Raw genomic sequence first — 20,382 nt, 5'->3', positions numbered from 1 at the left:
AACGCTCGGGCCGCATCAGGCCGCCGTCGAGGCGACGGCCAGCCACCACACCGGGAAGGCGAACCACGCCAGGCCCCCGACCGCCCCGCCCACGACGTAGAGCGTCGTCCGGCCGGCCGAGCCGGCGGGCGCGAGGGCGCCGATGCCGGCGGCGACCCCCGCCACGACCAGCGCCACGACGAGCGCGATCGCGAGGAACGACACCCACGCGGGGATCACCCCCGCCGACCGGGCCCGCTCCGCGGCGACCGCCGTCCAGGCGAAGGCGACGAGCGTGGCTGCGAGCGCCACGACGGCCTGCGTCTGCAGGCTCGCCCGGCCGGACAACATGAGGAGGGTCACGATCGCGATCGCCGCGGCGCCGACGCACGCGGCCGCGGTGAACACCCACAGCCATCTGGCGGCGCCGATCCGCATCGCGAACAGGATCATCGCCACGATCCACGGGGCCGCGCCGATCACCGACAGCCAGTCGTTCACCGGGCCGAGCCACGACCACCGCGACGTGCCGCCGCCGAACGGCGCCGCGAGTGCGTAGAACAGCGCGAGCGCCACGAGGGCGGCCATGCTCACGAACCCCTGGACCCCTGCCCAGATGCGCACCTGCTCCACCGAGATCATCGGCTGCACCGCCATCTCCATCGAGCCACCCCCGGTCCGGGCCCCGGACCCATCGTCCTCCCTCCGGGGCCGATCGGCCGACGCCACGCGCAGTCAGCCGACGGGCACGCCGTCATTCCAGGTCTCCGCGATGAGCGGCACGCCCGGCCGGCGCGCGTCGGGGTAGGGCTGCCGCGTCGAGAACTCCACGCCGGGCAGCAGCGTCGCGACCGTGCGCGAGCCCGCGAGCGCGGCGACGTCCGCGTCGGAGCGGTACGTTCAGCGGTCGACGGAGGCCGCGTCGAGCTCGGCGGAGCGCCACGACCGCTGTCGGCGGCGCGGCGTAGGCTCCGGTCGTGGCCGCCACCCTCGATGACCTGCGCCGCATCACCGCCCTGCTGCCCGGCAGCGAGGAGCGGGCGATGACGGGCGGGCTCGCGTGGTTCGTCCGCGGCCGGCTCTACGCGTGGGAATGCCATCCTTGGCCGAGCATCCCCGCCGACATGCGCGAGATCATCGCCGGCGAGCCGGTCGTCGGCGTCAAGGTCGCCGAGCGGCTCGACGCGCTCGCGCTCGTCGAGATGGCGCCCGAGGTGTTCCTGCGCGAGACCACGTCGTGGGGCGAGCCCAAGGTCGCGTTCCGGATGGCGGGCATCGACCGGGACCATCTCGTCGAACTCGTGACGGAGGCGTGGCGCGTGCAGGCGCCGAAGTACCTGCGGCGCGCGTTCGACGAGGCAGGCGACCGCGGGCCCGCCGCCGAGTCGGCCCGCCTCGGCGCGCACGAACCCGACCCACCCGGCTCCTGAGCGGTCACGCGCTCCGGAGGATCGAGCCCATCTTCTTCCCGCGTGCGAGTTCGTCGACGAGCTTGTCCATGTAGCGGATGCGCTGCATCAGCGGATCCTCGATCTGCTCGACGCGCACGCCGCAGACCACGCCGGTGATCAGGGCGGCGTCCGGATTGAAGGCGGGCGCGCTTGCGAAGAAAGCCTCGAGGTCGCGGCCGTCCGCAATGGCCTCCTGCAGGCCGGCGTCGTCGTAGCCCGTGAGCCACCGGATCACCTCGTCGACCTCGGCGCTCGTGCGGCCCTTGCGTTCGGCCTTCTGCACGTAGAGCGGATGGATGCTCGCGAAGCTCGTCGCGAAGATGCGGTGCGCGGCCATGCTCGCCCCTCCCTCGAGGTCGGTCGCCTGCACCTGCAGGATACGGGCCTCGGCGAGATGCCTCAGCCCCGCGTCCGTGCCACGCTGGCAGCGTGTGGATCGGCTGGATCGAGTTCGACGTGCTGCTCGGCGACGTGCACTCGCTGAAGCAGAAGCGCGCGGTGCTGCGGCCCCTCCTGGCTGAGTTGCGGCGGGCGACCGAGGCATCCGTCGCCGAGGTGGGCGACCAGGAGTTGCACCGGCGCGCCGCGATCGGCGCGGGAGTGGTCGCGGCGGGCGCCGAGCGCGTCACCGAGGTGCTCGACCGCGCCGAGCGCCTGGTCGCCGCGCACCCCGAGTTCACGCTGCTCTCGGCGCGTCGCCGCCTGCGGCGCAGCGACGACGACTGACCGCGGGCGGGCCCCTGGCTGCCTCGAGTGTCCACTCGATGCGGGTTCACGGTGCGCGAGGCCGCCATTCGTGGACACCTGGCACCGGCTGACGGTGAGGGTGGCGGGGTGGCGGGGGTGGATGGGTGGCGGGGCGTCAGCCGACGGGCACGCCGTCCTTCCAGGTCTCCGCGATCAGCGGCACGCCCGGGCGGTACGCGAGGTGCACGTGCGAGGTCGCGTCGAGCATCGTGAGGTCGGCGAACGCGCCCGGCCGCAGCGCGCCGACATCCGTTCGCCGCAGCGCCGCGGCACCGCCCGCCGTCGCCGCCCACACGGCCTCGGCCGGCGTCATGCCCATGTCGCGCACCGCGACCGCGATGCAGAACGGCATCGAGCTCGTGAAGCTCGACCCGGGGTTGCAGTCGCTCGCGAGCGCCACGGTGACGCCCGCGTCGATCAGCCGGCGCGCGTCGGGGTAGGGCTGCCGCGTCGAGAACTCCACGCCGGGCAGCAGCGTCGCGACCGTGCCCGAGCCCGCGAGCGCGGCGACATCCGCGTCGGAGAGGTAGGTGCAGTGGTCGACGGAGGCCGCGTCGAGCTCGACGGCCAGGCGAACGCCCGGGCCCTCGCCGAGCTGGTTGCCGTGCACGCGCACACCGAGGCCCGCCGCGCGGCCGGCCTCGAGCACGCGCCGCGACTGCGCGGCGTCGAACGCGCCGCGCTCGCAGAACGCGTCGACCCAGCGGGCGTGCGGCGCGCACGCCACGAGCATCTCGCCGACCACGAGGTCGACGTACGCGTCGGCGCCCGGGCCGTCGGGTTCACGGAACTCGGCCGGCACGACGTGCGCGCCCAGGAACGTGACCTCGTCGGTCACCTCGCGGGCCAGCCGGGCGAGCCGCGCCTCGTCGGCGACGGTCAGCCCGTACCCGGTCTTCACCTCGAAGGTCGTCGTGCCATGCCGGTGCAGCTCGCGCACGAAGCCCGCGAGGCGCGCGCGCAGCTCGTCGTCGCTCGCCGCTCGCGTCGCCGCGACGGTCGAGCGGATGCCGCCCGCCTCGTACGCGCGGCCGGCCATCCGCGCCGCGAACTCGTCCGCGCGATCGCCGCCGAACACGAGGTGCGTGTGCGAGTCGACGAATCCGGGGATCACCGCGCGACCGCGTGCGTCGACGACCTCGATCCGGTGCGGGTGCGGGTGCGCGGTGTCATCCATCGAGTGGGCGATCTCGGCGGCCTCCTGGCGGCTCGGGCCGCCAGGATCGCCCACTCGATGATCGGACGCGCTCGCCGGCGCGGCCACGAGCTCCGGTGCCTCCGCGGACGGCCCGATCCACGTGATCACGCCGTCCTCGGCGAGCAGCGCGGCGTCGCGCAGGATGCCGAGCGGGCCGCCCTCTCGCCCGGGCGCCGGGTCGTTCGTGACGAGTTCGCCGATGCCCGTCACGAGCAGCCGCGAGGAGACGGCGGGTCGCGCCATCCGTCAGCCCTCGAGCATGGGCACGCGCAGCCCGCGCTCGCGCGCGACCTCGACCGCGCGGTCGTACCCGGCGTCGACGTGGCGCATGACGCCCGTGCCGGGGTCGTTCACGAGCACGCGCGCGATCTTCTCGGCCGCGAGGTCGGTGCCGTCGGCGACCACGACCTGGCCGGCGTGGATGGAGCGGCCGATGCCGACGCCTCCGCCGTGGTGGATCGACACCCAGGTCGCCCCCGAGGCGGTGTTCAGCAGCGCGTTGAGCAGCGGCCAGTCGGCGATCGCGTCGGAGCCGTCGGCCATCGACTCGGTCTCGCGGTACGGCGACGCGACCGAGCCCGAGTCGAGGTGGTCGCGGCCGATCACGAGGGGCGCCGAGAGCTCGCCCGAGGCGACCATCTCGTTGAACTTCAGGCCGGCCAGGTGCCGTTCCTTGTAGCCCAGCCAGCAGATGCGCGCGGGCAGGCCCTCGAAGTGCACCTTCTCGCCGGCCTGCTCGATCCAGCGGCGCAGGTGCACGTCGTCGGGGAACAGCTCGAGGATGGCGCGGTCGGTCGCCGCGATGTCGGCCGGGTCGCCCGAGAGCGCCGCCCAGCGGAACGGGCCCTTGCCCTCGGCGAACAGGGGCCGGATGTAGGCGGGCACGAAGCCGGGGAAGTCGAACGCGTGGTCGTACCCGCCGAGCTCGGCCTCGCGACGGATCGAGTTGCCGTAGTCGAAGACCTCGGCGCCCTCGGCCTGGAACCCGACCATGGCCTCCACGTGCTTGGCCATCGAGCGACGCGAGAGCGTCGTGAACTCGTGCGGGTCGGATGCCGCGAGCGCGTGCCACTCCTCGACCGAGACGCCCTCGGGCAGGTACGACAGGGGGTCGTGCGCGCTGGTCTGGTCGGTGACGATGTCGACCGGCACGCGTCGCTCGAGCAGCTCGGTGAAGACCGTCGCCGCGTTGCCGGCCACGCCGACGCTGAGTGCCCGGCGCTCGGCCTTCGCCGCGAGCACCCGTTCGACGGCCTCGTCGAGCGACGGCGCGACCTCGTCGAGGTACCCGTGCTCGACGCGTCGCTCGAGGCGCGCGGGGTCGACGTCGACGATGAGCACGGCGCCGCCGTTCATGGTGACCGCGAGCGGCTGCGCGCCGCCCATGCCGCCGCATCCGGCGGTGAGCGTGAGGGTGCCGGCCAGGGACGCCGTCGCGGCTTCGGCCTCGCTCGCGCCGCGCTTGGCGGCGAGCGAGCGGGCGACGGCGCCGAACGTCTCGTACGTGCCCTGCAGGATCCCCTGCGTGCCGATGTAGATCCACGATCCGGCCGTCATCTGCCCGTACATGGTGAGCCCGAGCTGCTCGAGCCGACGGAACTCGGGCCAGGTCGCCCAGTCGCCGACGAGGTTCGAGTTCGCGATGAGTACGCGCGGGGCCCACTCGTGCGTGCGGAACACGCCCACGGGCTTGCCCGACTGCACGAGCAGGGTCTCGTCGGACTCGAGGCCCTCGAGCGTGTGGACGATCGCGTCGTACGCGTCCCACGTGCGGGCGGCCTTGCCGGTGCCGCCGTAGACGATGAGGTCCTCGGGGCGCTCGGCGACCTCGGGGTCGAGGTTGTTCATGAGCATGCGCAGCGGCGCCTCGGTCTGCCAGCTCTTCGCCGAGAGCTCGGTGCCGCGTGCGGCGCGGACGGTGCGGGGACCGGCGGCGGTGCCGGTCGAGGTGGGTGCAGCGGTGGTCATGTTCCGATCACACACCGTCGAGGGGCATCGTTCAACGGATGTCGCGGGGCGCGCGTCCGGGATCCCGGACGCGCCGCTCGGGTCAGCCGAGCCGCACGCCGCGCGCGGCCATGAACGGCACCGCGTCGATGGCCGTGCCGTCGATCCGCACCTCGAAGTGGAGGTGGCATCCGGTCGAGGCGCCCGTGCTGCCGACCGCGCCGATCAGGTCGCCCGCCTTCACGGCTTGGCCCACGGAGACGAGGATGCCGCCGTCGCGCAGGTGGGCGTACCCGGTCGCGACGCCCGCGCCGTGGTCGATGAGGATCCAGTTGCCGTACGTGCCGTTCGGTCCGGCGTCGACGACGACGCCGTCGGTCGCCGCGAACACCGCGGTGCCGCACTGCGTCGCGAGGTCGGTGCCGCGGTGGAACTCGTTGACGCCCGCGAGCGGCTTGTTCGGGCGCGGACCGTAGCCGTCGGTGATGCTGCCCGCGACCGGAGACGCCCAGCCCTGCGCGCTGAGCTGGCCGGAGTCGGAGGGCAGGTTGTCGAACGCGACGACGCTGCCGGCCGACGCGAGCCGCGTCTGCGCGCCGTTCAGCTCGGCGCGCGCCGCCGAGACGACGCCCTTGGCGGCGGTGACGGCGTTCTCGAGCTCGGCGACCGGGATCGCATCGACCGCGGCCCAGGCCGCCTCGGCGCGGGCCTCGGCCGCATCGGCCTCGACGTCGCGCTGCTCGGCGATCTCACGCAGCCGGCTCGAGTCGCCGGACAGCTTCTGCACCCGTTCGAGCCCGCCGAGGCCGGCGAGCAGGTCGTCGCCCGCCCCGAACGCCGCGCTCATCGACGAGAGCGCGGCCCCATCGCCCTCGACCGCGTCGAGGTAGACGCCGGCCGCGGTCTCGGCGAGGTGCCGCGCCTCGGCGGCGCGCTCGTCGAGTCGTTCGGCCACGGCGCGCGCCACGACGCGGGTGCTCTTGGCCGACTCGAGCGCGGACTCGGCGCTGCGCAGCTCGGTCATCGCCTGCTGGAGCTTCACGCGCAGGGTGTTCACCGCCGTCGCCTCGGCGCTGCCCGAGGCGGCCGACGAGGTCGTGATCATCCGCGCGACGGGCCCGTCTCCGACGAGGACGAACGGGGCCTGCACGCCGGGCGTCGGGCTCGCGACGGGGGACTGCGTCGGGCTCTGGGTCGGTGTCGGCGTCGGGCCGTCCGTCGGCGTGGGCGTCGGCGTGGGCGTCGGGGTCGGCTCGGGTGTCGGGGTCGGGGTGGGCTCGGGCGTGGGCTCGGGCGTGGGTGTCGGCTCCGGAGTGGGCTCGGGGGTCGGGGTCGGCTCCTCGGTCGGAGTCGGCTCGGGCGACGGCGCGGGCGTCTCGGTGGGCGTCGGCTCGGCGGTCGGCTCCGTGGTCGTGCCGTCCGTGGTCGTGCCGTCGGTGGTCGTGCCATCCGTGGTGGTGGTCGTGCCGTCCGTCGCGACGACGGGGTCGGTCTCCTCCGCCGAGGCGGGCGCGACCGACGAGAGCGCGATGATCAGGCCGCCGATGGCGGCGATCGCGATCGAGCACCTCCGAGCGGGCCTCACTCGGATCGGGTTGCGCTCGTCGACGTCTCGGGTTGGGAACATAGGGCTTCCAGTGCGGCCGGCTGCGGCGCCGGCATCACCCAAGTCTGTCCGATCGTCCGGGCCCCCACAAGACGCGGCCTCGAACCGGTGCTCCCCCGTTCGGGGCGCAGCGGGCGGTGCCCGTCAGGCGAGCTCGACGACGGCCGCCGCGCGACGGACGATCTCACCCGATGCGACCGCCGCCGCGAGCGTCTCGATCTCGGGCGAGAGGAACCGGTCCTCGCCGGGCACGGCGCCCGTCGAGGCGACGAGTCCGGCCACGGCGCCGGTCGCCGCTCCGGGCTCGAGCGGCGCGCGCAGCGCGAGTCCGCGCGCGGCCGTCATCACCTCGATCGCGAGCACGCGCGCGAGCCCGTCGATCGCCCGGCGCAGCTTGCGCGCCGCGTGCCAGCCCATCGACACGTGGTCCTCCTGCATGGCCGAGGACGGGATGGAGTCGACCGACGCGGGCATCGCGAGGCGCTTGAGCTCCGACACGATCCCGGCGGCCGTGTACTGCGCGATCATGAGGCCCGAGTCCACGCCCACCTCGTGCGCGAGGAACGGCGGCAGGCCTTGGTTGCGCGCCTTGTCGAGGAAGCGGTCGGTGCGCCGCTCGCTCATCGATGCGACATCCGCCACGGCGATCGCGAGGAAGTCGAGCACGTAGGCGACCGGGGCGCCGTGGAAGTTGCCGTTCGACTCGACGCGGCCGTCTGGCGTGAGCACGGGGTTGTCGACCGCGCTCGCGAGCTCGGCGTCGGCGACGGATGCCGCGTGCGCGAGCGTGTCGCGCGCGGCGCCGTGCACCTGCGGGGCGCACCGCAGCGAGTAGGCGTCCTGCACGCGCGTGCACTCGGGGCCCTTGTGGCTCGCGACGATCGGCGACCCGGCGAGCAGGGCGCGGAGGTTCGCGGCCGAGGCGGCCTGGCCGCGCTGCGGTCGCAGTTCGTGCAGGTCGGCGGCGAACACCGCGTCGGTGCCCATGAGGCCCTCGACGCTCATGGCGGCGGCGACGTCGGCGGTCGTGAGCAGCATCCGGAGGTCGTCGACCGCGAGCGCGAGCATGCCGAGCATGCCGTCGGTGCCGTTGATGAGCGCGAGGCCCTCCTTCTCGCCCAGGCGCAGGGGGGTGATCCCGGCGGCCGCGAGCGCCTCGCTCGCGGGGCTGGGGGCGCCCGGTCCCGGTGCGACCCGGACCTCGCCTTCGCCCATCGCGACGAGCGCGCAGTGCGCGAGCGGCGCGAGGTCGCCCGAGCAGCCGAGCGAGCCGTACTCGCGAACGACGGGCGTGATGCCCGCGTTCAGGATCGCGGCGTACGTCTCGGCGGTCTCGCGACGCACGCCCGTGCGTCCGGTCATGAGCGTCGAGAGCCGCAGCAGCATGAGCGCACGCACGACCTCGCGCTCGACCTCGGCGCCGGAGCCCGCGGCGTGCGAGCGCACGAGGCTCGCCTGCAGCTGCGCCCGCCGGTCCTCGGCGATGAACGTGGTCGCGAGCGCGCCGAAGCCCGTCGAGATGCCGTAGTGCGGCTGCGGGTCGGCGGCGAGGCCCTCGATGATCGCGCGGCTGCGCGCGACCTCCTCGAGCGCGGCGGGATCGAGCACGACCCGCGCGTCGTGCCGAGCCACGGCGACGACCTCGTCGATCGTCAGCGCTCCGGTGCCGACGGTGACGGCGCCGTCCTGCACCGGTCGGGCGGAGGTCGCGACGGCGGGGGCGGGAGAGGGCGCGGTGCTGCTCATGTCCTCGATTCCACACCGCGACCGAGCGCGGCGGAACGCGTGCGCGTACGCTTGCGTCCGGGATACCGGACGACGCGCCGGACCCCGCGAGCCGACGGAGGTGGCCGATGCCCGAGACGTCCAAGGTCCCCGCCGCCGACCAGGCGCTGCGGATCCTCACCCACCTCGCCGCGCAGCGCGGCCCCGTGCCCGCGGCATCCATCGCCCACGCGCTCGACCTTCCGCGCTCGACCACCTACCACCTGCTCGGCGTGCTGCAGGAGCGCGGCTTCGTCGTGCACCTTCCCGAGGAGCGGCGCTACGGCCTGGGCGTCGCCGCGTTCGAGCTCTCGAGCGGCTTCAGCCGCCAGCAGCCGCTCACCCGGCTCGGACGACCCCTCGTCGCCGGCGTCGTCGACCGTCTCGGCGAGTCGGGACACCTCGCCGTGCTGCACGGCCGCGACGTGCTCTACCTCGTCGAGGAACGCGCGCCGCGGCGGCCGTCGCTCGTCTCCGACGTCGGCGTGCGCCTGCCCGCACACCTCACCGCGTCGGGCCGGGCGATGCTCGCGGCGCTCCCGCCCGCGCAGCTGCGGGCGCTCTACCCCGACCGGGACGCGTTCAGCGAGCGCCATCCGTCGACCGCCGGCGCGACCCCCTGGACCTATTCGCGGCTCAAGGCCGTGCTCGCCGAGGCCCGGCAGGCCGGGGTCGCCGGCGAGCACGGCGAGGTGACCGAAGGGCTCGCGTCGGTCGGCGCCGCCGTGCTCGACCACCTCGGCTGGCCTGCGGCCGCGATCGCCGTCACGTTCGCCGAAGGATCGCCGCCGGAGCTCGTGCAGTCCGCGGCCGACGCCGTGCGCGACGCCGCGGCCACCCTGTCCCGCCGCATCCGCGGCGCGCGCTGACGCCCTCCGGGGGCTCAGGACGGACGCGGCCGGAGGCGCCCGGCCCCGCGCCGCGCGAGCGACCGCGTGTCGGGCCGCAGCTCGCCGGCGTCGAGCTCCGCACGAGCGCCGCCCGCCTCGACGAGCACGCGCACCCGGATCGGCCCGCCCCCGGCGAGCAGCGCGGTCTCGGTGCGCGACAACCGGAATCGCACGTGCCCGGACCCGGCCGTCGCCGTGCGGCGGAGCACCGCGTCGGTGCGGCGGGGCCGGAGGTCGATCGTGACGCGGGCGCCCTCCGGGGCGCCGTGCAGCCGCAGCCGCACCCCGAGCCGCTCCCGGGGGCGTCGCAGCCGCACGCGTTCGAGCGACACGGACAGCGCCCCGGCGGACCGCTCGGCGAGGTGCCGCTCCGCCGCCGCGCGTTCGACCTCGCCCCACCGCTCCACGATGCCCGCCTCGGAGAACTTCGCCGCCGTGGCCCGCGCCGCCTGCCGGATCGCGGCGCGCTCCTCGGGCGCCATCCTCGCGATCCGCGCGATCGTGCCGGCCATCGCCCATACCCCGCCCGGCGGCACCAGGAACCCGTTCACGCCGTCGTCGATGACGTCGGCCGGGCCGTACTCGATGTCGTCGGCGATCGGGATGCACCCGCGGCCCATCGCCTCGAGCAGCACGAGCGGTGCGCCCTCGGACGTGCTCGTGAGCAGGGTGACGGACGCCTGCGCGAACGCGTCGGCGGCGTCCGTGCGGTAGCCCGCGAACTCGACCGCGTCGGCGATGCCCTCCTCGCGCGCGAGCTCCTGCAGCGCCTCGGCCAGCGGGCCGTCGCCGACCACGCGGAGCCGTGCGTCGGGTCCGCGGTCGCGTGCGAGCGCCACCGCGCGGATGGCGCGGTCGACGCGCTTGCGCGGAGTGAGGCCGGCCACGACCACGACCGACGCGGGGTCGCGCGCCGCGTCGTCGGCGACGGGGTCGGCGGGGGGCGCCGCGGGGCGCTCCGTGGGATTGGGCACCACGGCGAAGTTCCCGGGCGCCCCGAGGAGCGCTGCGGCATCCGCCCGCTGCCGCTCGGTCAGGAACACGACCGCGTCGAAGCGCTCGGGATGCGAGAGCACCTCGCGACGCGTCGCGCGGAGGCGGCCGATCGGGCCGCCGGGTGCCGCGAGATGTGCGTTGTGCACGACGTGCAGCGTCACCAGGCGAGGAAGCCGCACGTGCGCCAGGAAGGCGGCCGCGGTCTTGCTGTCCACGATCGCGAACGCGTCGCCGTCGCCCGCGACCTCGGCGATCCAGTCGGCGGAGCAGGCCCGCGCCGATCGCCATTGGCGGACGGGACGCCCATCGGCGCCGAACGCGGTGATCAGCCGCCTCGGCCGCTCGGCCCGGCCGTGCTCGTCGAGCACCGCGAGCGAGCCGTCGGCGCGGAGGTGTGCGACGCGCAACCGACCGTCGGCCGAGGACACCTCGAGTCGGGCCGCACCGTCGGCGGCGGTCTCGCGGCGGATCCCGGCCTCGTCGAGCCCCGCGACATCGGGTGGGATCGGGACCTCGCCGGGCGTCACCGGCTCGGTGCGCAGCCGCTCGTACAGGTTCCGCACCCGGACCCCGTCGACCAGCTGCCCCCGCTCCTCGAGGCGCGCCCGCACCTCGGCGTAGTCGGGCCGACCATCGAAGGTGAGCACGTCGACCTCGGTGCCCGCGAGTCGGACGAACGCGCCCGAACGCCGCAGCAGCGCCGCGGTCATCCCGCCGAACCCGTCGGGGATCGACCACGTGATCGCGAGCTGCCGGCCCGGCGGCAGCAGGGGTCGCCCGCTCATGCGCGCGGCGCCAGCCAGTTCCGCAGCATCCGCGTCACCCACGGCAGCACCCAGTACGTCATGATCGGCGTCAGCACGAGCGTCGTGAGCAGCACGCGGAGGGCGAGCGGCACCCCCTCCCACGCGGGCACGAGCGACACGAGCAGCGCGAACGCGAGGTTCACCGGGAAGAAGCCGAGCCAGATGCTCACCGCCTGCTTCCAGCGCGGCGGGGCGGGCGGCAGCGCCGCGCCCTCGACCGGCCCCGCGCCATCCGCCACTGCCGGCACCGACCCCGTCGCCGGCTCGTCGAACCAGCCCTCGATGCCCGTGCGACGCCGGGCCCGCTCGGCCCGCACGAAGCCCCGGCCCATCTCGAGCCACCACGCGCGCTCCGGCGAGCGCTCCCACGCCTCGAGCGTCTCCTCGTTCGCGAAGCGGTAGAGCATGTGCCACACGTCGGAGTGCTCGCCCGCCCGCACCCAGCCCGAGCCGAGGAAGCCCGGGTAGCGGTTGGCGAGGTTCACGCCGGTCTGCACCCACACCGTCGCCTCGGCGATGCGGTCGGGGTCGACCTCGCGGCGGATCGACACGGTGATCGGTTCACTGCCCATGCCTCCATCGAAGCGCACGGATGCTTCGGGGAGGTTGCGTGCGCGGCTCCGAGCGCGTGCGGCCACCAGCCCTGGGCGCCGTCCGCGTGCAGCCGGCGCGGTGCGCCTCACGGCTCGTCGGCGGCCGCCGCCGGGCGCATCGCCGCCGACGCCCGCACGTCGGACTCGCGCTGGCGGCGATTCAGACGGATCAGCCGGTCGTCGCGCAGCTCGAGCTCCAGGCGCTCGTGCGCCGGGACGCCGGCCCGGAGCTGGCGGGCCCGCTCGAGCTCGGCGTCGAGCACGCCGCCGACGAGGATCGCCGTGTTCGACAGCCAGATCCAGACGAGGAACGCGACCACTCCGCCGAGCACGCCGTAGACGCGGTCGTAGTGCGAGACGTTCCACACGTACACGCCGAACAGCGCGGTCGTCGTGATCCAGATGGCCAGCGCGATCGCGGCGCCCGTCGAGACCCACCGCAGCTGGGGACGGCGCACGTTCGGCGCCGCCCAGTACAGCACCGCGAGCATGAGCCCGGCGAGCACGGCGATGACAGGCAGCTTCGCGACATCCCACACGCGCGCGAGCTCCTCGTCGAAGCCCATGGCATGCAGCACGGCCGTCGCCACCGCGCCGCTGACCAGCAGTCCGAACGCGATCAGCGCGCCGAGCAGCACGAGCACCGCGGCGGTCGCGATCATCGCCGGACGCGAGCGCCAGAACGGCCGGCCCTCCTCCACGCCGAGGATCCGGTTCATGCCGCGCCCGAACGTGCCGAGGTAGGCCGACGCGGTCCACAGCGTCAGCGCGAGGCCCGTGACGAGCGCGAGGCCCGCGCGCGACGCGCCGAGCAGCTGGTCGATCGGCTCGGCGAGCGCCTGCGCGACGCCCTCCCCGCCGAGGTCGCGCACGACGTGCAGCGCGCCCGTCGCCACATCCTCCGCGCTCCCGAACAGGCCGAGGAACGCGAGCGCGGCGAGCAGCGCCGGGCACGCCATGAGGACGACGTAGTAGGTGAGCGCGGCGGCGATGTCCCAGCACTGGTGGATGCGGAACTCGTGGGCCGTGCGCACCAGCACGACGCGCCATTCGGCGCGGGAGAGCCGTGCCGGCGAGTCGGACGTCACCGGTGCCGCATCCGGGTTCCCTGGGCGCGAGGTCATGGGCCCGAGCCTAGGCGGCGACGCGCCCGCGGCTGAGGCCTTGCGGGGTCAGCCGAGCTGTGCGTGCAGGAACGCGGCGACGCGCTCGCGCAGGCCCGCGTCGAGGATGCCGATCGAGTGCGCGTCGCCCGGGACCACGGCCAGCTCGACCGGCACCGCCGAGGCCTCGAGCGTGGCGGCGAGCCGCTCGGACTGGCCCACGGGCACGACCTCGGCCTCGGCATGACCGATGAAGAACGGCGGGTCGCTCGGGTCGACGTGCGCCGTCGCCGAGGCCTCGATCGCCTGCGGGCAGTCGGCGTCGGCCGCGCCCGGGTCGCACCCCAGGAACTGCCCCACGATGCCGCGCAGCCACTCCGACGCGCCGTCCGCATCGAGCTCGGCCCGGCCGAGGCCGACCGGGCCCGAGAGCTCGACCACGGCGGCGACCCGCGAGCCCGCGTCGAGCGGGCCGTCCCCGAGCGTGCCGAGCAGCGACGCGAGATGGCCGCCCGCCGACCCGCCGAACGCCGCGATCCGGGTCGGGTCGATGCCGTACCGCTCGACTTGCCCCGGTTCGCGCAGCCACGCGACGGCCGTCGCGACATCCTCGATCTGGGCGGGGTAGCGAGCCTCGGGCACGAGCCGGTAATTGACGGATGCCGCGACGAAGCCCTCGCTCGCGAGCCACAGGCACACCGCGCGCCAGTCCGAGTTGGCCTTGTCGCCGCGCGCCCAGCTGCCGCCGTGCACCGACAGCACCACCGGCAGCGCGTCGTCGATCGCGTCGTCGGCCTCGGGGCGGCAGAGATCGAGCGTGAGCAGCGTGCCGTCGTCGGCAACGCCGTACTCGAGGTCGGCGTGGATCCGCAGCCCCGCGGGCGGCTCGAACGTGCGGATGCCGATGACCTCGGTGCCCGCGACCTCGCTCGAAGCCTGCTCGGCGTTCGGGTCCAGCTCGCGCAGCGGCTGGTGGAACGCCGAGACGGCGCCGACGATCGCGAGGGCCGCGGTCACGGCGAGGGCGATCCGGGCCGACCGGCGGCGCCGGCCTCCGAGACCGCCGGAGGGTCGGGTGGTGGTCACGGGGGCTCCGGGTTCAGGGGTGCAGTGATGCTAACCCACGATCGGCCGGATGCAACCGTCCGGGGCGGTTTCGCCGTGCCGCGCGGCGTCGGCCGTTGCCGGTAGCCTGCGAGGACCCCGTCTCCTCCTCCCCGATCGGACCCGCGTGACCCGACGCCTCGTCCGCGCCGCGCTCGCCGCGGCGCTCAGCCTCGCCCTGTGCTCGTGCGCCGCGGGTGAGGAGCTGCTCGACCTGCTGCCCGAGATCGAGATCGTCATCGAGGCCCCGGATGGCGCGGCGCCGACTGCGACCGACGCGGCACCCGAGGGCGCTCCGGGCGGCTCGCCCGACGGCACGCTCGACGCCGCCGCGGTCGATGCGACCCTCGCGACCCTCGCGCAGCTGCCGGTCAAGGGCCGGGCCCCGATGACCGGGTACGAGCGCGACGAGTTCGGCCACGGCTGGATCGACGTCGACCGCAACGGCTGCGACACGCGCAACGACATCCTCGCGCGAGACCTCGTCGACCTCGACCGACCGGCCGGATGCCGCGTGCTCGCCGGCCTTCTCGACGACCCGTACACGGGCCGGTCGATCTCGTTCGTCCGCGGCGAGGGCACGTCGCAGCTCGTGCAGATCGACCACGTCGTCCCCCTCGCGAACGCGTGGGTCACCGGGGCGCAGCGCCTCGCCGAGGAGGAGCGCGTCGCGTTCGCGAACGACCCGCGCAACCTCCTGGCCGTCGACGGCCCGACGAACGCGCAGAAGGGCGCGGGCGACGCGGCGACGTGGCTGCCGCCCGATCGCTCGTTCCGGTGCGAGTACGTCGCCCGGCAGGTCGAGGTCAAGGCGTCGTACGGGCTGTGGGTGACGGCGCCCGAACGCGAGGCGATGGTGCGCGTGCTCGAAGGCTGCCGACCCGCGGCCTGACGATCCGTCAGCCGAGGACCTCGCCCGTGGCGGGGTCGATCTGCACCGTCGCATCCTCGTACGTCGAATCGAGGATCACGAGCACGCGGACCGGCCGCTCGCCCGACTCGTCCTCGATGGCCGCCCGCTCCACCGAGACGATGACCGAGGTCGGGTCGGTGATGCCGGAGTGCTCCTCCGCCGTGGCGATGTGCGCGGGGATGCCCGACCAGTCCACCTCGCTCGCATCGAAGAGGTCGGATGCCGGGTCGTCGGGCTGGATCAGGTCCGGCCCCTGGTGCTCGGTGCGGTCGTAGCGGAACTGGTAGGTGTCGATGGTGAGGGCGCCCGGCGCGCTCGGCGCGGCCGCGAGCGCGTAGCTGTCGTAGAAGCCGATCCGGATGAACTGCGTGCCGCCGGTCTCCGCCGCGAGGGCGTCCACGATCTCCTGGTGCCGGTCGCCGAGCACGACGCCGGCGCCATCCGGATTCCCCGAGGCGAACGCCTGCACGGTGCGGCCGATCGAGTCGTACGCGGGGATCAGCACGATCGCGGCGGTCGCGACGGTGACGCCCGCGAGCAGCACGCGCCGCCACGGGCGGGCCGGCCGCTTCGGTCCGCCGAACAGCGTGGTCGGCTCGGCCGCCCACAGCGGAGCCTGCTCGGCGACCGGCACGGTGCGCTCGGAGCCGGTGCGGAGCCGCTCCGCGTCGCGCACGCGCGCCCAGTCCTCGGGGGGTTCGAGCTCGAGCACCACGTTGGCCTTCGCATCATCCGGTCGGCGCACCACGATGATCGACCCGGGCTGCACCTGGGGGAGCGTGACGATGTCGACGATCTGCCGGTGCGTCGTCGTGTACGCGGGGCGGAACCGCGGCGCGACGGTCAGCAGCAGCTCGACCTGCGGCTGGTCGTTGACCGTCAGCCCCGTGCGGCTGATCCGTTCGACGCGCGCGAGGGTGAGCTCGCCCGTCGGCGGCTCGGGGGCCGCGCCGGCGCGGCCGCGACCGAACAGCCCGGCCGCGCCGAGGCCCGCGAACGTGCCCGTGAGGATCGCGATCGTGAGCGTGATGCTCCACAGGATCGTGTAGCGCGGGTCGCCGGTCGCGATCGCGCCGACGGCGCCGCCGATCGTGACGCCGAACGCGATGGCCGAGATGAAGGCGAGCATGGGTCATCCTCCGAGAACAGTTGGGATGAGTCAGAGGATGCCGCGTCGCGGTGCCCGCCGGGATGGGTAGGCGTTGCTCATTCCGCCGCGCGGTTGCTCACCACTCGGCGGCTGCTCACTCGCCGACGGCAAGCGGGAGGTCGTCGAGCGCGCCGGACGCGAATCCCACGAGCGACTTCGCCATGCACACGCTCGTCGGCTCGCCCACGTACCGCCCGAAGGGCGGCACGCGCCGATACCCGTGCTTGGCGTACAGCGCGAGTGCCGGATGCTGCAGCCGCCCGGCCTCGAGCACGATCTCGCGCAGGCCGCGCGCCGCGGCATCCGTCTCGATGCGCTCGATCAGGGCGCTCGCCACGCCGCTGCCGCGCGCGCCGGGATCGACGTACATGCGCGTGAGTTCGCCGCGGCCGGCGCCCACCGTGTCGCCCTCGACGATCGCGGCGACGCCGAGTGCCTCGCCCTCGCCGCCGCCCGACCGGGCGACGTAGACGAGCGTGCCCACCGCCTCGAGCTGCGCGGCGTCCGGCAGCGTGGCGGGTTCCGACGGGTACAGCGCTCGCGCATGGGCGATGCCCGCGTCGAGCAGCAGCTCGACACCGGGTGCTCGAGGCGACTCGATCGAGATCGACGGCGGTGTGGTCACGCCGAGAGCGTACGCGAATCGCGTTACCGGGTCGTTACGTTCCGGTGGTGCGGATGCCGCGCCGAGGGGATTCACAGGAGCGTGTCCGGTAGCATCGGAGGGTCGGTTCTGGACGCCGCGCGCCGCGCGGATGGGTTTGTGAGTCCTGAGGGCCGGTTCCGTGCGCGATCCGCGTGCGGGAAGTCACACCGTATGTGAACGGCCCCGGTCGACGATGCACCCGGGTTCTCAGTCGAGCCGCGCTCCCGCGCGGCCCGCTGCCATGTACTTCGATACAACCCGGAAAGCAGCCATGCCCAAGAACACCAAGCCCGCCGGCGGACGCCCCGCCCGCGATTTCGACCCCGCCGCCTCCGGCGCTCGCCGGAAGCCGGGCTCGCGCAGCCCCGGCCACCGCGGTCACCGTCCCGAGGAGCCCACGCGCGACCGTGCGCCCCGCTGGTCGCGCGAGGAGCGCGTCGCCTCGGGTCGCTCGCCGCACCGCTCCGAGCGGGCGGGTCGCGATGACCGCGCGGAGCGCGGCGACCGCGCGGGCCGCGATGAGCGCGGCGGGCGCCGGTTCGACCGCGACGACCGCGCTCCCCGCCGGTTCGACCGCGACGACCGCGGCCCCCGTCGTGACCGCGATGACCGTCCGGCCCGTTCGTACGATCGCGACGACCGTGCTCCCCGTCGGGACCGCGATGACCGTCCGGCCCGGTCGTACGACCGTGACGAGCGCGGCCCCCGTCGTGACCGCGATGACCGTCCGGCCCGGTCGTTCGACCGCGACGACCGCGGCCCCCGTCGTGACCGTGATGACCGTCCGGCCCGGTCGTACGACCGTGACGAGCGCGCTCCCCGTCGGGACCGCGATGACCGTCCGGCCCGGTCGTACGACCGTGACGACCGTGCTCCCCGTCGTGACCGCGATGACCGTCCGGCCCGGTCGTACGACCGCGACGAGCGCGGCCCCCGTCGGTTCGACCGCGACGACCGTGCTCCCCGCCGGTTCGACCGCGACGACCGTGCTCCCCGCCGGTTCGACCGCGACGACCGCGCGGCGGGTCCGGCCGGTCGCGACGACCGCGCTCCGCGCCGCTTCGACCGCGACGACCGCGCCCCGCGCCGCGACCGCGAGTTCGACCGTCCCGGCTTCCGGGACTCGGAGCGCCGCCCGTCGTCGTTCTACCCCGAGGCATCCGCGCAGCGCGACCGCGTCGCGCCGGCCGACGACGTCGTGCTCGAGCGCCTCGAGGCCGAGGCGATCCAGGCCGAGGCGGTCGACGGAGTCGGCTTCGCCGACCTCGGTCTCGGCGGCAACATCGTGCGCGCCCTCGCGGGTCTCGGCGCCGAGTCGCCGTTCCCCATCCAGGCCGCCACGATCCCGGTCGTGCTCGAGGGCCGCGACGTCCTCGGCCGCGGCCGCACCGGCTCCGGCAAGACGATCGCGTTCGGCGCGCCGACGGTCGAGCGGCTCATGCAGCTCTGGGCCGACGAGGGTCGTGACGCCGGCGGCGACGCCCGGCGCAAGCGCTCGATGGGCCGTGCCCCCCGCGCCCTGATCCTCGCGCCGACGCGCGAGCTCGCGCTGCAGATCGACCGCACGGTGCAGCCGATCGCGCAGTCGGTGGGCCTCTTCACGACGCAGGTGTACGGCGGCGTGCCGCAGGCGCGCCAGGTCGGCGCGCTCCGCCGCGGCGTCGACATCGTGATCGGCACCCCCGGCCGCATCGAGGACCTCGTGCGCCAGGGACACCTCGACCTGTCCGACATTCGCATCACCGTGCTCGACGAGGCCGACCACATGTGCGACCTCGGATTCCTCGAGCCCGTGCAGCGCATCCTCCGCCTGACCCGCGACGGCGGCCAGAAGCTGCTGTTCTCGGCGACCCTCGACACCGGCGTCGCCGCGCTCGTCGAGGAGTTCCTCGTCGACCCGGCCGTGCACGAGGTCGCCGGCGAGGACCAGGCGTCGGGCACGATCGAGCACCGCGTGTTCGTGATCGACAACCGCGACAAGCGCGACATCGTCGCGCAGCTCGCCGACCGCGACGGCAAGACGCTCGTGTTCGCGCGCACCCGCGCGTTCGCCGAGGACCTCGCCATGCACCTCGAGGACGCCGGCATCTTCGCCGTCGCGCTCCACGGCGACCTGAACCAGGCCAAGCGCACGCGCAACCTCCAGCAGCTCACGAGCGGCCGGGTCGACGTGCTCGTCGCGACGGATGTCGCGGCCCGCGGCATCCACGTCGACGACATCGACCTCGTGATCCAGGCCGATGCGCCCGACGAGTACAAGACGTACCTGCACCGCTCCGGCCGCACCGGCCGTGCCGGCCGCACGGGCCGCGTGGTCACGCTCGTCCCGCGCAATCGGCAGCGCCGCCTCGCCGAGCTCCTCGGCCGCGCCGAGATCGAGGTCGACTTCGAGGACGTGCGCCTCGGCGACGAGCAGCTCGCGGACCTGGGTCCCGTCGCGGTCGCCACCCCGTAGCGGCGCCGGCTCACCCGGCCAACCTTCCCTTCCCGAATCCCGGGTTCCTGCGGGTCCACCCGCAGGAACCCGGGATTCGCGCATTCCGCGCCGCCCGCAGTCGCGCGCGCATGCCCCGCGTCGCGCCAGCGCAGGTTCGGCGACGCCCCGCGTCGCGCCAGCGCAGGCTCGGCGAGGCCCGCGTCCGAGGCCCCACGGGACCAAAGGCGCACGGCGGCGCGCCCCCGACGCCGTAGCCTCACGCCCGTACGACCGCACGGCGCGACGAGCCGGACGGCGTGATGCGAGGGGCGGCCGGTATGAGCGACGAGCGGACTCCTGCGGGCGAGGCGAGGCGATCGGACGAGCGGGCGACTCCCGCTCCCACTGCGCCCGCGCAGGTGAGCCGCGGATGGCTCATCGGCTTCGGGATCGCGATCGTGGTGCTCTCGTTCGTCGCCGCGTTCCTGGGCGGATGGCTCGCCCGTTCGTCCTCGACGGATGAGGCCGAGGCGACGCCGGCGCCGACCGAGACGGCGGCGGCCGTCGACTACGAGCAGGCGCTCGAGGAGATCCTGCCGGCGGGGTCGGCCGTGCGAGCCGGGACGGGTGCTCCGGAGTCCGGCAAGGGGTACGAGGGCGACGTCTACATCGACATCTCGACCTCCGACGTGTACCTCTTCCAGGACGACTGGGTGCTCGTCGGGAACATCCGCGAGTCGGCGGCCGAGAACCTCAGCGGCGAGACCGGGCCTCAAGGCGAGCAGGGCGCCCAGGGCGAGCAGGGCGCCCAGGGTGAGCAGGGCGAGCAGGGCGAGCAGGGCGCGCCCGGGACCCAGATGACGCTCGGCCTCGGAGCACCCGAGGACGACCGGTGCACGACCGACGGCGACCTCTACGTCGATACCGAGGCGCTCCAGTTCTACGAGTGCGCGTCGGGACGGTGGGTGCTCTTCGGCCCGGCCGCGACGCCGGCCCCGACCGAGACGCCCGAGCCCTCCGAGACGCCCGACCAGGGGTGATCTGCGGAGCCCCGCGGCTGCGGCGCCGGGCGC

At 74.7% G+C, this 20,382-nt stretch carries 18 protein-coding genes and 1 pseudogene; 6 read left to right on the top strand and 13 right to left on the bottom strand.

What is annotated here, in order from left to right; genetic code table 11:
- Window positions 1–15: 15 nt before the first annotated feature.
- Together JOD46_RS17720 and JOD46_RS17715 are read right to left on the bottom strand one after the other, a co-directional pair.
- Entirely contained in the window at window positions 16–642 is a 627-nt protein-coding gene (locus tag JOD46_RS17720) for a hypothetical protein (RefSeq protein WP_204395772.1), read from the bottom strand.
- Window positions 643–768: 126 nt separating this feature from the next.
- A pseudogene (locus JOD46_RS17715) lies at window positions 769–915 on the bottom strand (imidazolonepropionase); the annotation flags it as partial.
- A 41-nt stretch (window positions 916–956) separates the two neighbouring features.
- On the opposite strand from JOD46_RS17715, the gene JOD46_RS17710 reads away from it, so the two are divergent.
- A complete protein-coding gene (locus JOD46_RS17710; RefSeq protein WP_204395771.1) occupies window positions 957–1,409 on the top strand; it encodes a hypothetical protein in 453 nt (150 codons plus the stop codon).
- Window positions 1,410–1,413: 4 nt separating this feature from the next.
- On the opposite strand, the gene JOD46_RS17705 is transcribed toward JOD46_RS17710, so the two are convergent.
- Window positions 1,414–1,767 (bottom strand): DUF2200 domain-containing protein, encoded by a 354-nt coding sequence (locus JOD46_RS17705; RefSeq protein ID WP_204395770.1) that lies wholly within the window; start codon window positions 1,765–1,767, stop codon window positions 1,414–1,416.
- Window positions 1,768–1,859: 92 nt separating this feature from the next.
- Between JOD46_RS17705 and JOD46_RS17700 the strand changes: the two genes are divergently transcribed.
- On the top strand, window positions 1,860–2,156 hold the full coding sequence (locus JOD46_RS17700) for a DUF503 domain-containing protein (RefSeq protein WP_204395769.1): 297 nt from the start codon (window positions 1,860–1,862) through the stop codon (window positions 2,154–2,156).
- Window positions 2,157–2,292: 136 nt separating this feature from the next.
- Here the strand turns inward: JOD46_RS17700 and hutI are convergent, their stop codons facing one another.
- The 4 genes from hutI to hutH all read right to left on the bottom strand — a co-directional run bounded on the left by hutI (window position 2,293) and on the right by hutH (window position 8,674).
- Window positions 2,293–3,618 carry an imidazolonepropionase gene (hutI, locus tag JOD46_RS17695; protein WP_204395768.1) on the bottom strand — a complete coding sequence of 442 codons (1,326 nt, stop codon included), beginning with the start codon at window positions 3,616–3,618 and terminating at the stop codon, window positions 2,293–2,295.
- Between the two features lie 3 nt (window positions 3,619–3,621).
- Window positions 3,622–5,343, bottom strand: coding sequence for a urocanate hydratase (gene hutU / locus JOD46_RS17690; protein ID WP_204395767.1), 1,722 nt, complete (start codon window positions 5,341–5,343; stop codon window positions 3,622–3,624).
- 82 nt (window positions 5,344–5,425) lie between these two features.
- On the bottom strand, window positions 5,426–6,949 hold the full coding sequence (locus tag JOD46_RS17685; RefSeq protein WP_204395766.1) for a M23 family metallopeptidase: 1,524 nt from the start codon (window positions 6,947–6,949) through the stop codon (window positions 5,426–5,428).
- A 123-nt stretch (window positions 6,950–7,072) separates the two neighbouring features.
- A complete protein-coding gene (hutH, locus tag JOD46_RS17680; RefSeq protein WP_204395765.1) occupies window positions 7,073–8,674 on the bottom strand; it encodes a histidine ammonia-lyase in 1,602 nt (533 codons plus the stop codon).
- A gap of 107 nt (window positions 8,675–8,781) precedes the next feature.
- Here hutH and JOD46_RS17675 point away from each other — a divergent pair, with 107 nt between their 5' ends.
- Window positions 8,782–9,561 carry an IclR family transcriptional regulator gene (locus JOD46_RS17675; protein WP_204395764.1) on the top strand — a complete coding sequence of 260 codons (780 nt, stop codon included), beginning with the start codon at window positions 8,782–8,784 and terminating at the stop codon, window positions 9,559–9,561.
- A 14-nt stretch (window positions 9,562–9,575) separates the two neighbouring features.
- On the opposite strand, the gene JOD46_RS17670 is transcribed toward JOD46_RS17675, so the two are convergent.
- From JOD46_RS17670 to JOD46_RS17655, 4 genes are all read right to left on the bottom strand, one after another.
- Entirely contained in the window at window positions 9,576–11,363 is a 1,788-nt protein-coding gene (locus tag JOD46_RS17670) for a glycosyltransferase (RefSeq protein WP_204395763.1), read from the bottom strand.
- Complete coding sequence (locus tag JOD46_RS17665; RefSeq protein WP_204395762.1) at window positions 11,360–11,956, bottom strand: antibiotic biosynthesis monooxygenase; 597 nt, start codon at window positions 11,954–11,956, stop codon at window positions 11,360–11,362. Before JOD46_RS17665 ends, JOD46_RS17670 begins: the two co-directional genes overlap by 4 nt.
- A gap of 107 nt (window positions 11,957–12,063) precedes the next feature.
- The gene (locus tag JOD46_RS17660; RefSeq protein WP_372432735.1) at window positions 12,064–13,011 is read right to left on the bottom strand and encodes a YihY/virulence factor BrkB family protein; all 948 of its coding nucleotides are present in this window, start codon (window positions 13,009–13,011) and stop codon (window positions 12,064–12,066) included.
- 138 nt (window positions 13,012–13,149) lie between these two features.
- Window positions 13,150–14,166, bottom strand: a complete 1,017-nt coding sequence (locus tag JOD46_RS17655) for an alpha/beta hydrolase (protein WP_204395760.1) — start codon at window positions 14,164–14,166, stop codon at window positions 13,150–13,152.
- Window positions 14,167–14,311: 145 nt separating this feature from the next.
- Here JOD46_RS17655 and JOD46_RS17650 point away from each other — a divergent pair, with 145 nt between their 5' ends.
- Complete coding sequence (locus tag JOD46_RS17650) at window positions 14,312–15,076, top strand: HNH endonuclease family protein (protein WP_307835086.1); 765 nt, start codon at window positions 14,312–14,314, stop codon at window positions 15,074–15,076.
- A 7-nt stretch (window positions 15,077–15,083) separates the two neighbouring features.
- On the opposite strand, the gene JOD46_RS17645 is transcribed toward JOD46_RS17650, so the two are convergent.
- Window positions 15,084–16,226 carry a hypothetical protein gene (locus JOD46_RS17645; protein ID WP_204395758.1) on the bottom strand — a complete coding sequence of 381 codons (1,143 nt, stop codon included), beginning with the start codon at window positions 16,224–16,226 and terminating at the stop codon, window positions 15,084–15,086.
- A gap of 115 nt (window positions 16,227–16,341) precedes the next feature.
- Entirely contained in the window at window positions 16,342–16,872 is a 531-nt protein-coding gene (locus JOD46_RS17640) for a GNAT family N-acetyltransferase (RefSeq protein WP_204395757.1), read from the bottom strand.
- Window positions 16,873–17,164: 292 nt separating this feature from the next.
- Between JOD46_RS17640 and JOD46_RS17635 the strand changes: the two genes are divergently transcribed.
- The gene (locus tag JOD46_RS17635; protein ID WP_204395756.1) at window positions 17,165–19,348 is read left to right on the top strand and encodes a DEAD/DEAH box helicase; all 2,184 of its coding nucleotides are present in this window, start codon (window positions 17,165–17,167) and stop codon (window positions 19,346–19,348) included.
- A 299-nt stretch (window positions 19,349–19,647) separates the two neighbouring features.
- Window positions 19,648–20,349, top strand: coding sequence for a hypothetical protein (locus JOD46_RS17630; protein WP_204395755.1), 702 nt, complete (start codon window positions 19,648–19,650; stop codon window positions 20,347–20,349).
- The last annotated feature ends 33 nt before the right edge of the window (window positions 20,350–20,382 follow it).

Origin of the sequence: Agromyces aurantiacus (genome assembly GCF_016907355.1) — a bacterium.
In the GTDB taxonomy this organism is placed as follows: Bacteria; Actinomycetota; Actinomycetes; order Actinomycetales; family Microbacteriaceae; genus Agromyces; species Agromyces aurantiacus.
Note: the sequence above shows the minus strand (reverse complement) of the source record. Positions and strands in the feature narration are given on the sequence as shown.

Excerpts from the sequence above, each read along its gene's own strand:
- JOD46_RS17720 (WP_204395772.1), bottom strand. The coding sequence starts at position 642 with ATGGAGATGGCGGTGCAGCCGATGATCTCGGTGGAGCAGGTGCGCATC.
- JOD46_RS17705 (WP_204395770.1), bottom strand. The coding sequence starts at position 1,767 with ATGGCCGCGCACCGCATCTTCGCGACGAGCTTCGCGAGCATCCATCCG.
- hutI (WP_204395768.1), bottom strand. The coding sequence starts at position 3,618 with ATGGCGCGACCCGCCGTCTCCTCGCGGCTGCTCGTGACGGGCATCGGC.
- hutU (WP_204395767.1), bottom strand. The coding sequence starts at position 5,343 with ATGACCACCGCTGCACCCACCTCGACCGGCACCGCCGCCGGTCCCCGC.
- JOD46_RS17685 (WP_204395766.1), bottom strand. The coding sequence starts at position 6,949 with ATGTTCCCAACCCGAGACGTCGACGAGCGCAACCCGATCCGAGTGAGG.
- hutH (WP_204395765.1), bottom strand. The coding sequence starts at position 8,674 with ATGAGCAGCACCGCGCCCTCTCCCGCCCCCGCCGTCGCGACCTCCGCC.
- JOD46_RS17675 (WP_204395764.1), top strand. The coding sequence starts at position 8,782 with ATGCCCGAGACGTCCAAGGTCCCCGCCGCCGACCAGGCGCTGCGGATC.
- JOD46_RS17670 (WP_204395763.1), bottom strand. The coding sequence starts at position 11,363 with ATGAGCGGGCGACCCCTGCTGCCGCCGGGCCGGCAGCTCGCGATCACG.
- JOD46_RS17665 (WP_204395762.1), bottom strand. The coding sequence starts at position 11,956 with ATGGGCAGTGAACCGATCACCGTGTCGATCCGCCGCGAGGTCGACCCC.
- JOD46_RS17645 (WP_204395758.1), bottom strand. The coding sequence starts at position 16,226 with ATGCTCGCCTTCATCTCGGCCATCGCGTTCGGCGTCACGATCGGCGGC.
- JOD46_RS17635 (WP_204395756.1), top strand. The coding sequence starts at position 17,165 with ATGCCCAAGAACACCAAGCCCGCCGGCGGACGCCCCGCCCGCGATTTC.
- JOD46_RS17630 (WP_204395755.1), top strand. The coding sequence starts at position 19,648 with ATGAGCGACGAGCGGACTCCTGCGGGCGAGGCGAGGCGATCGGACGAG.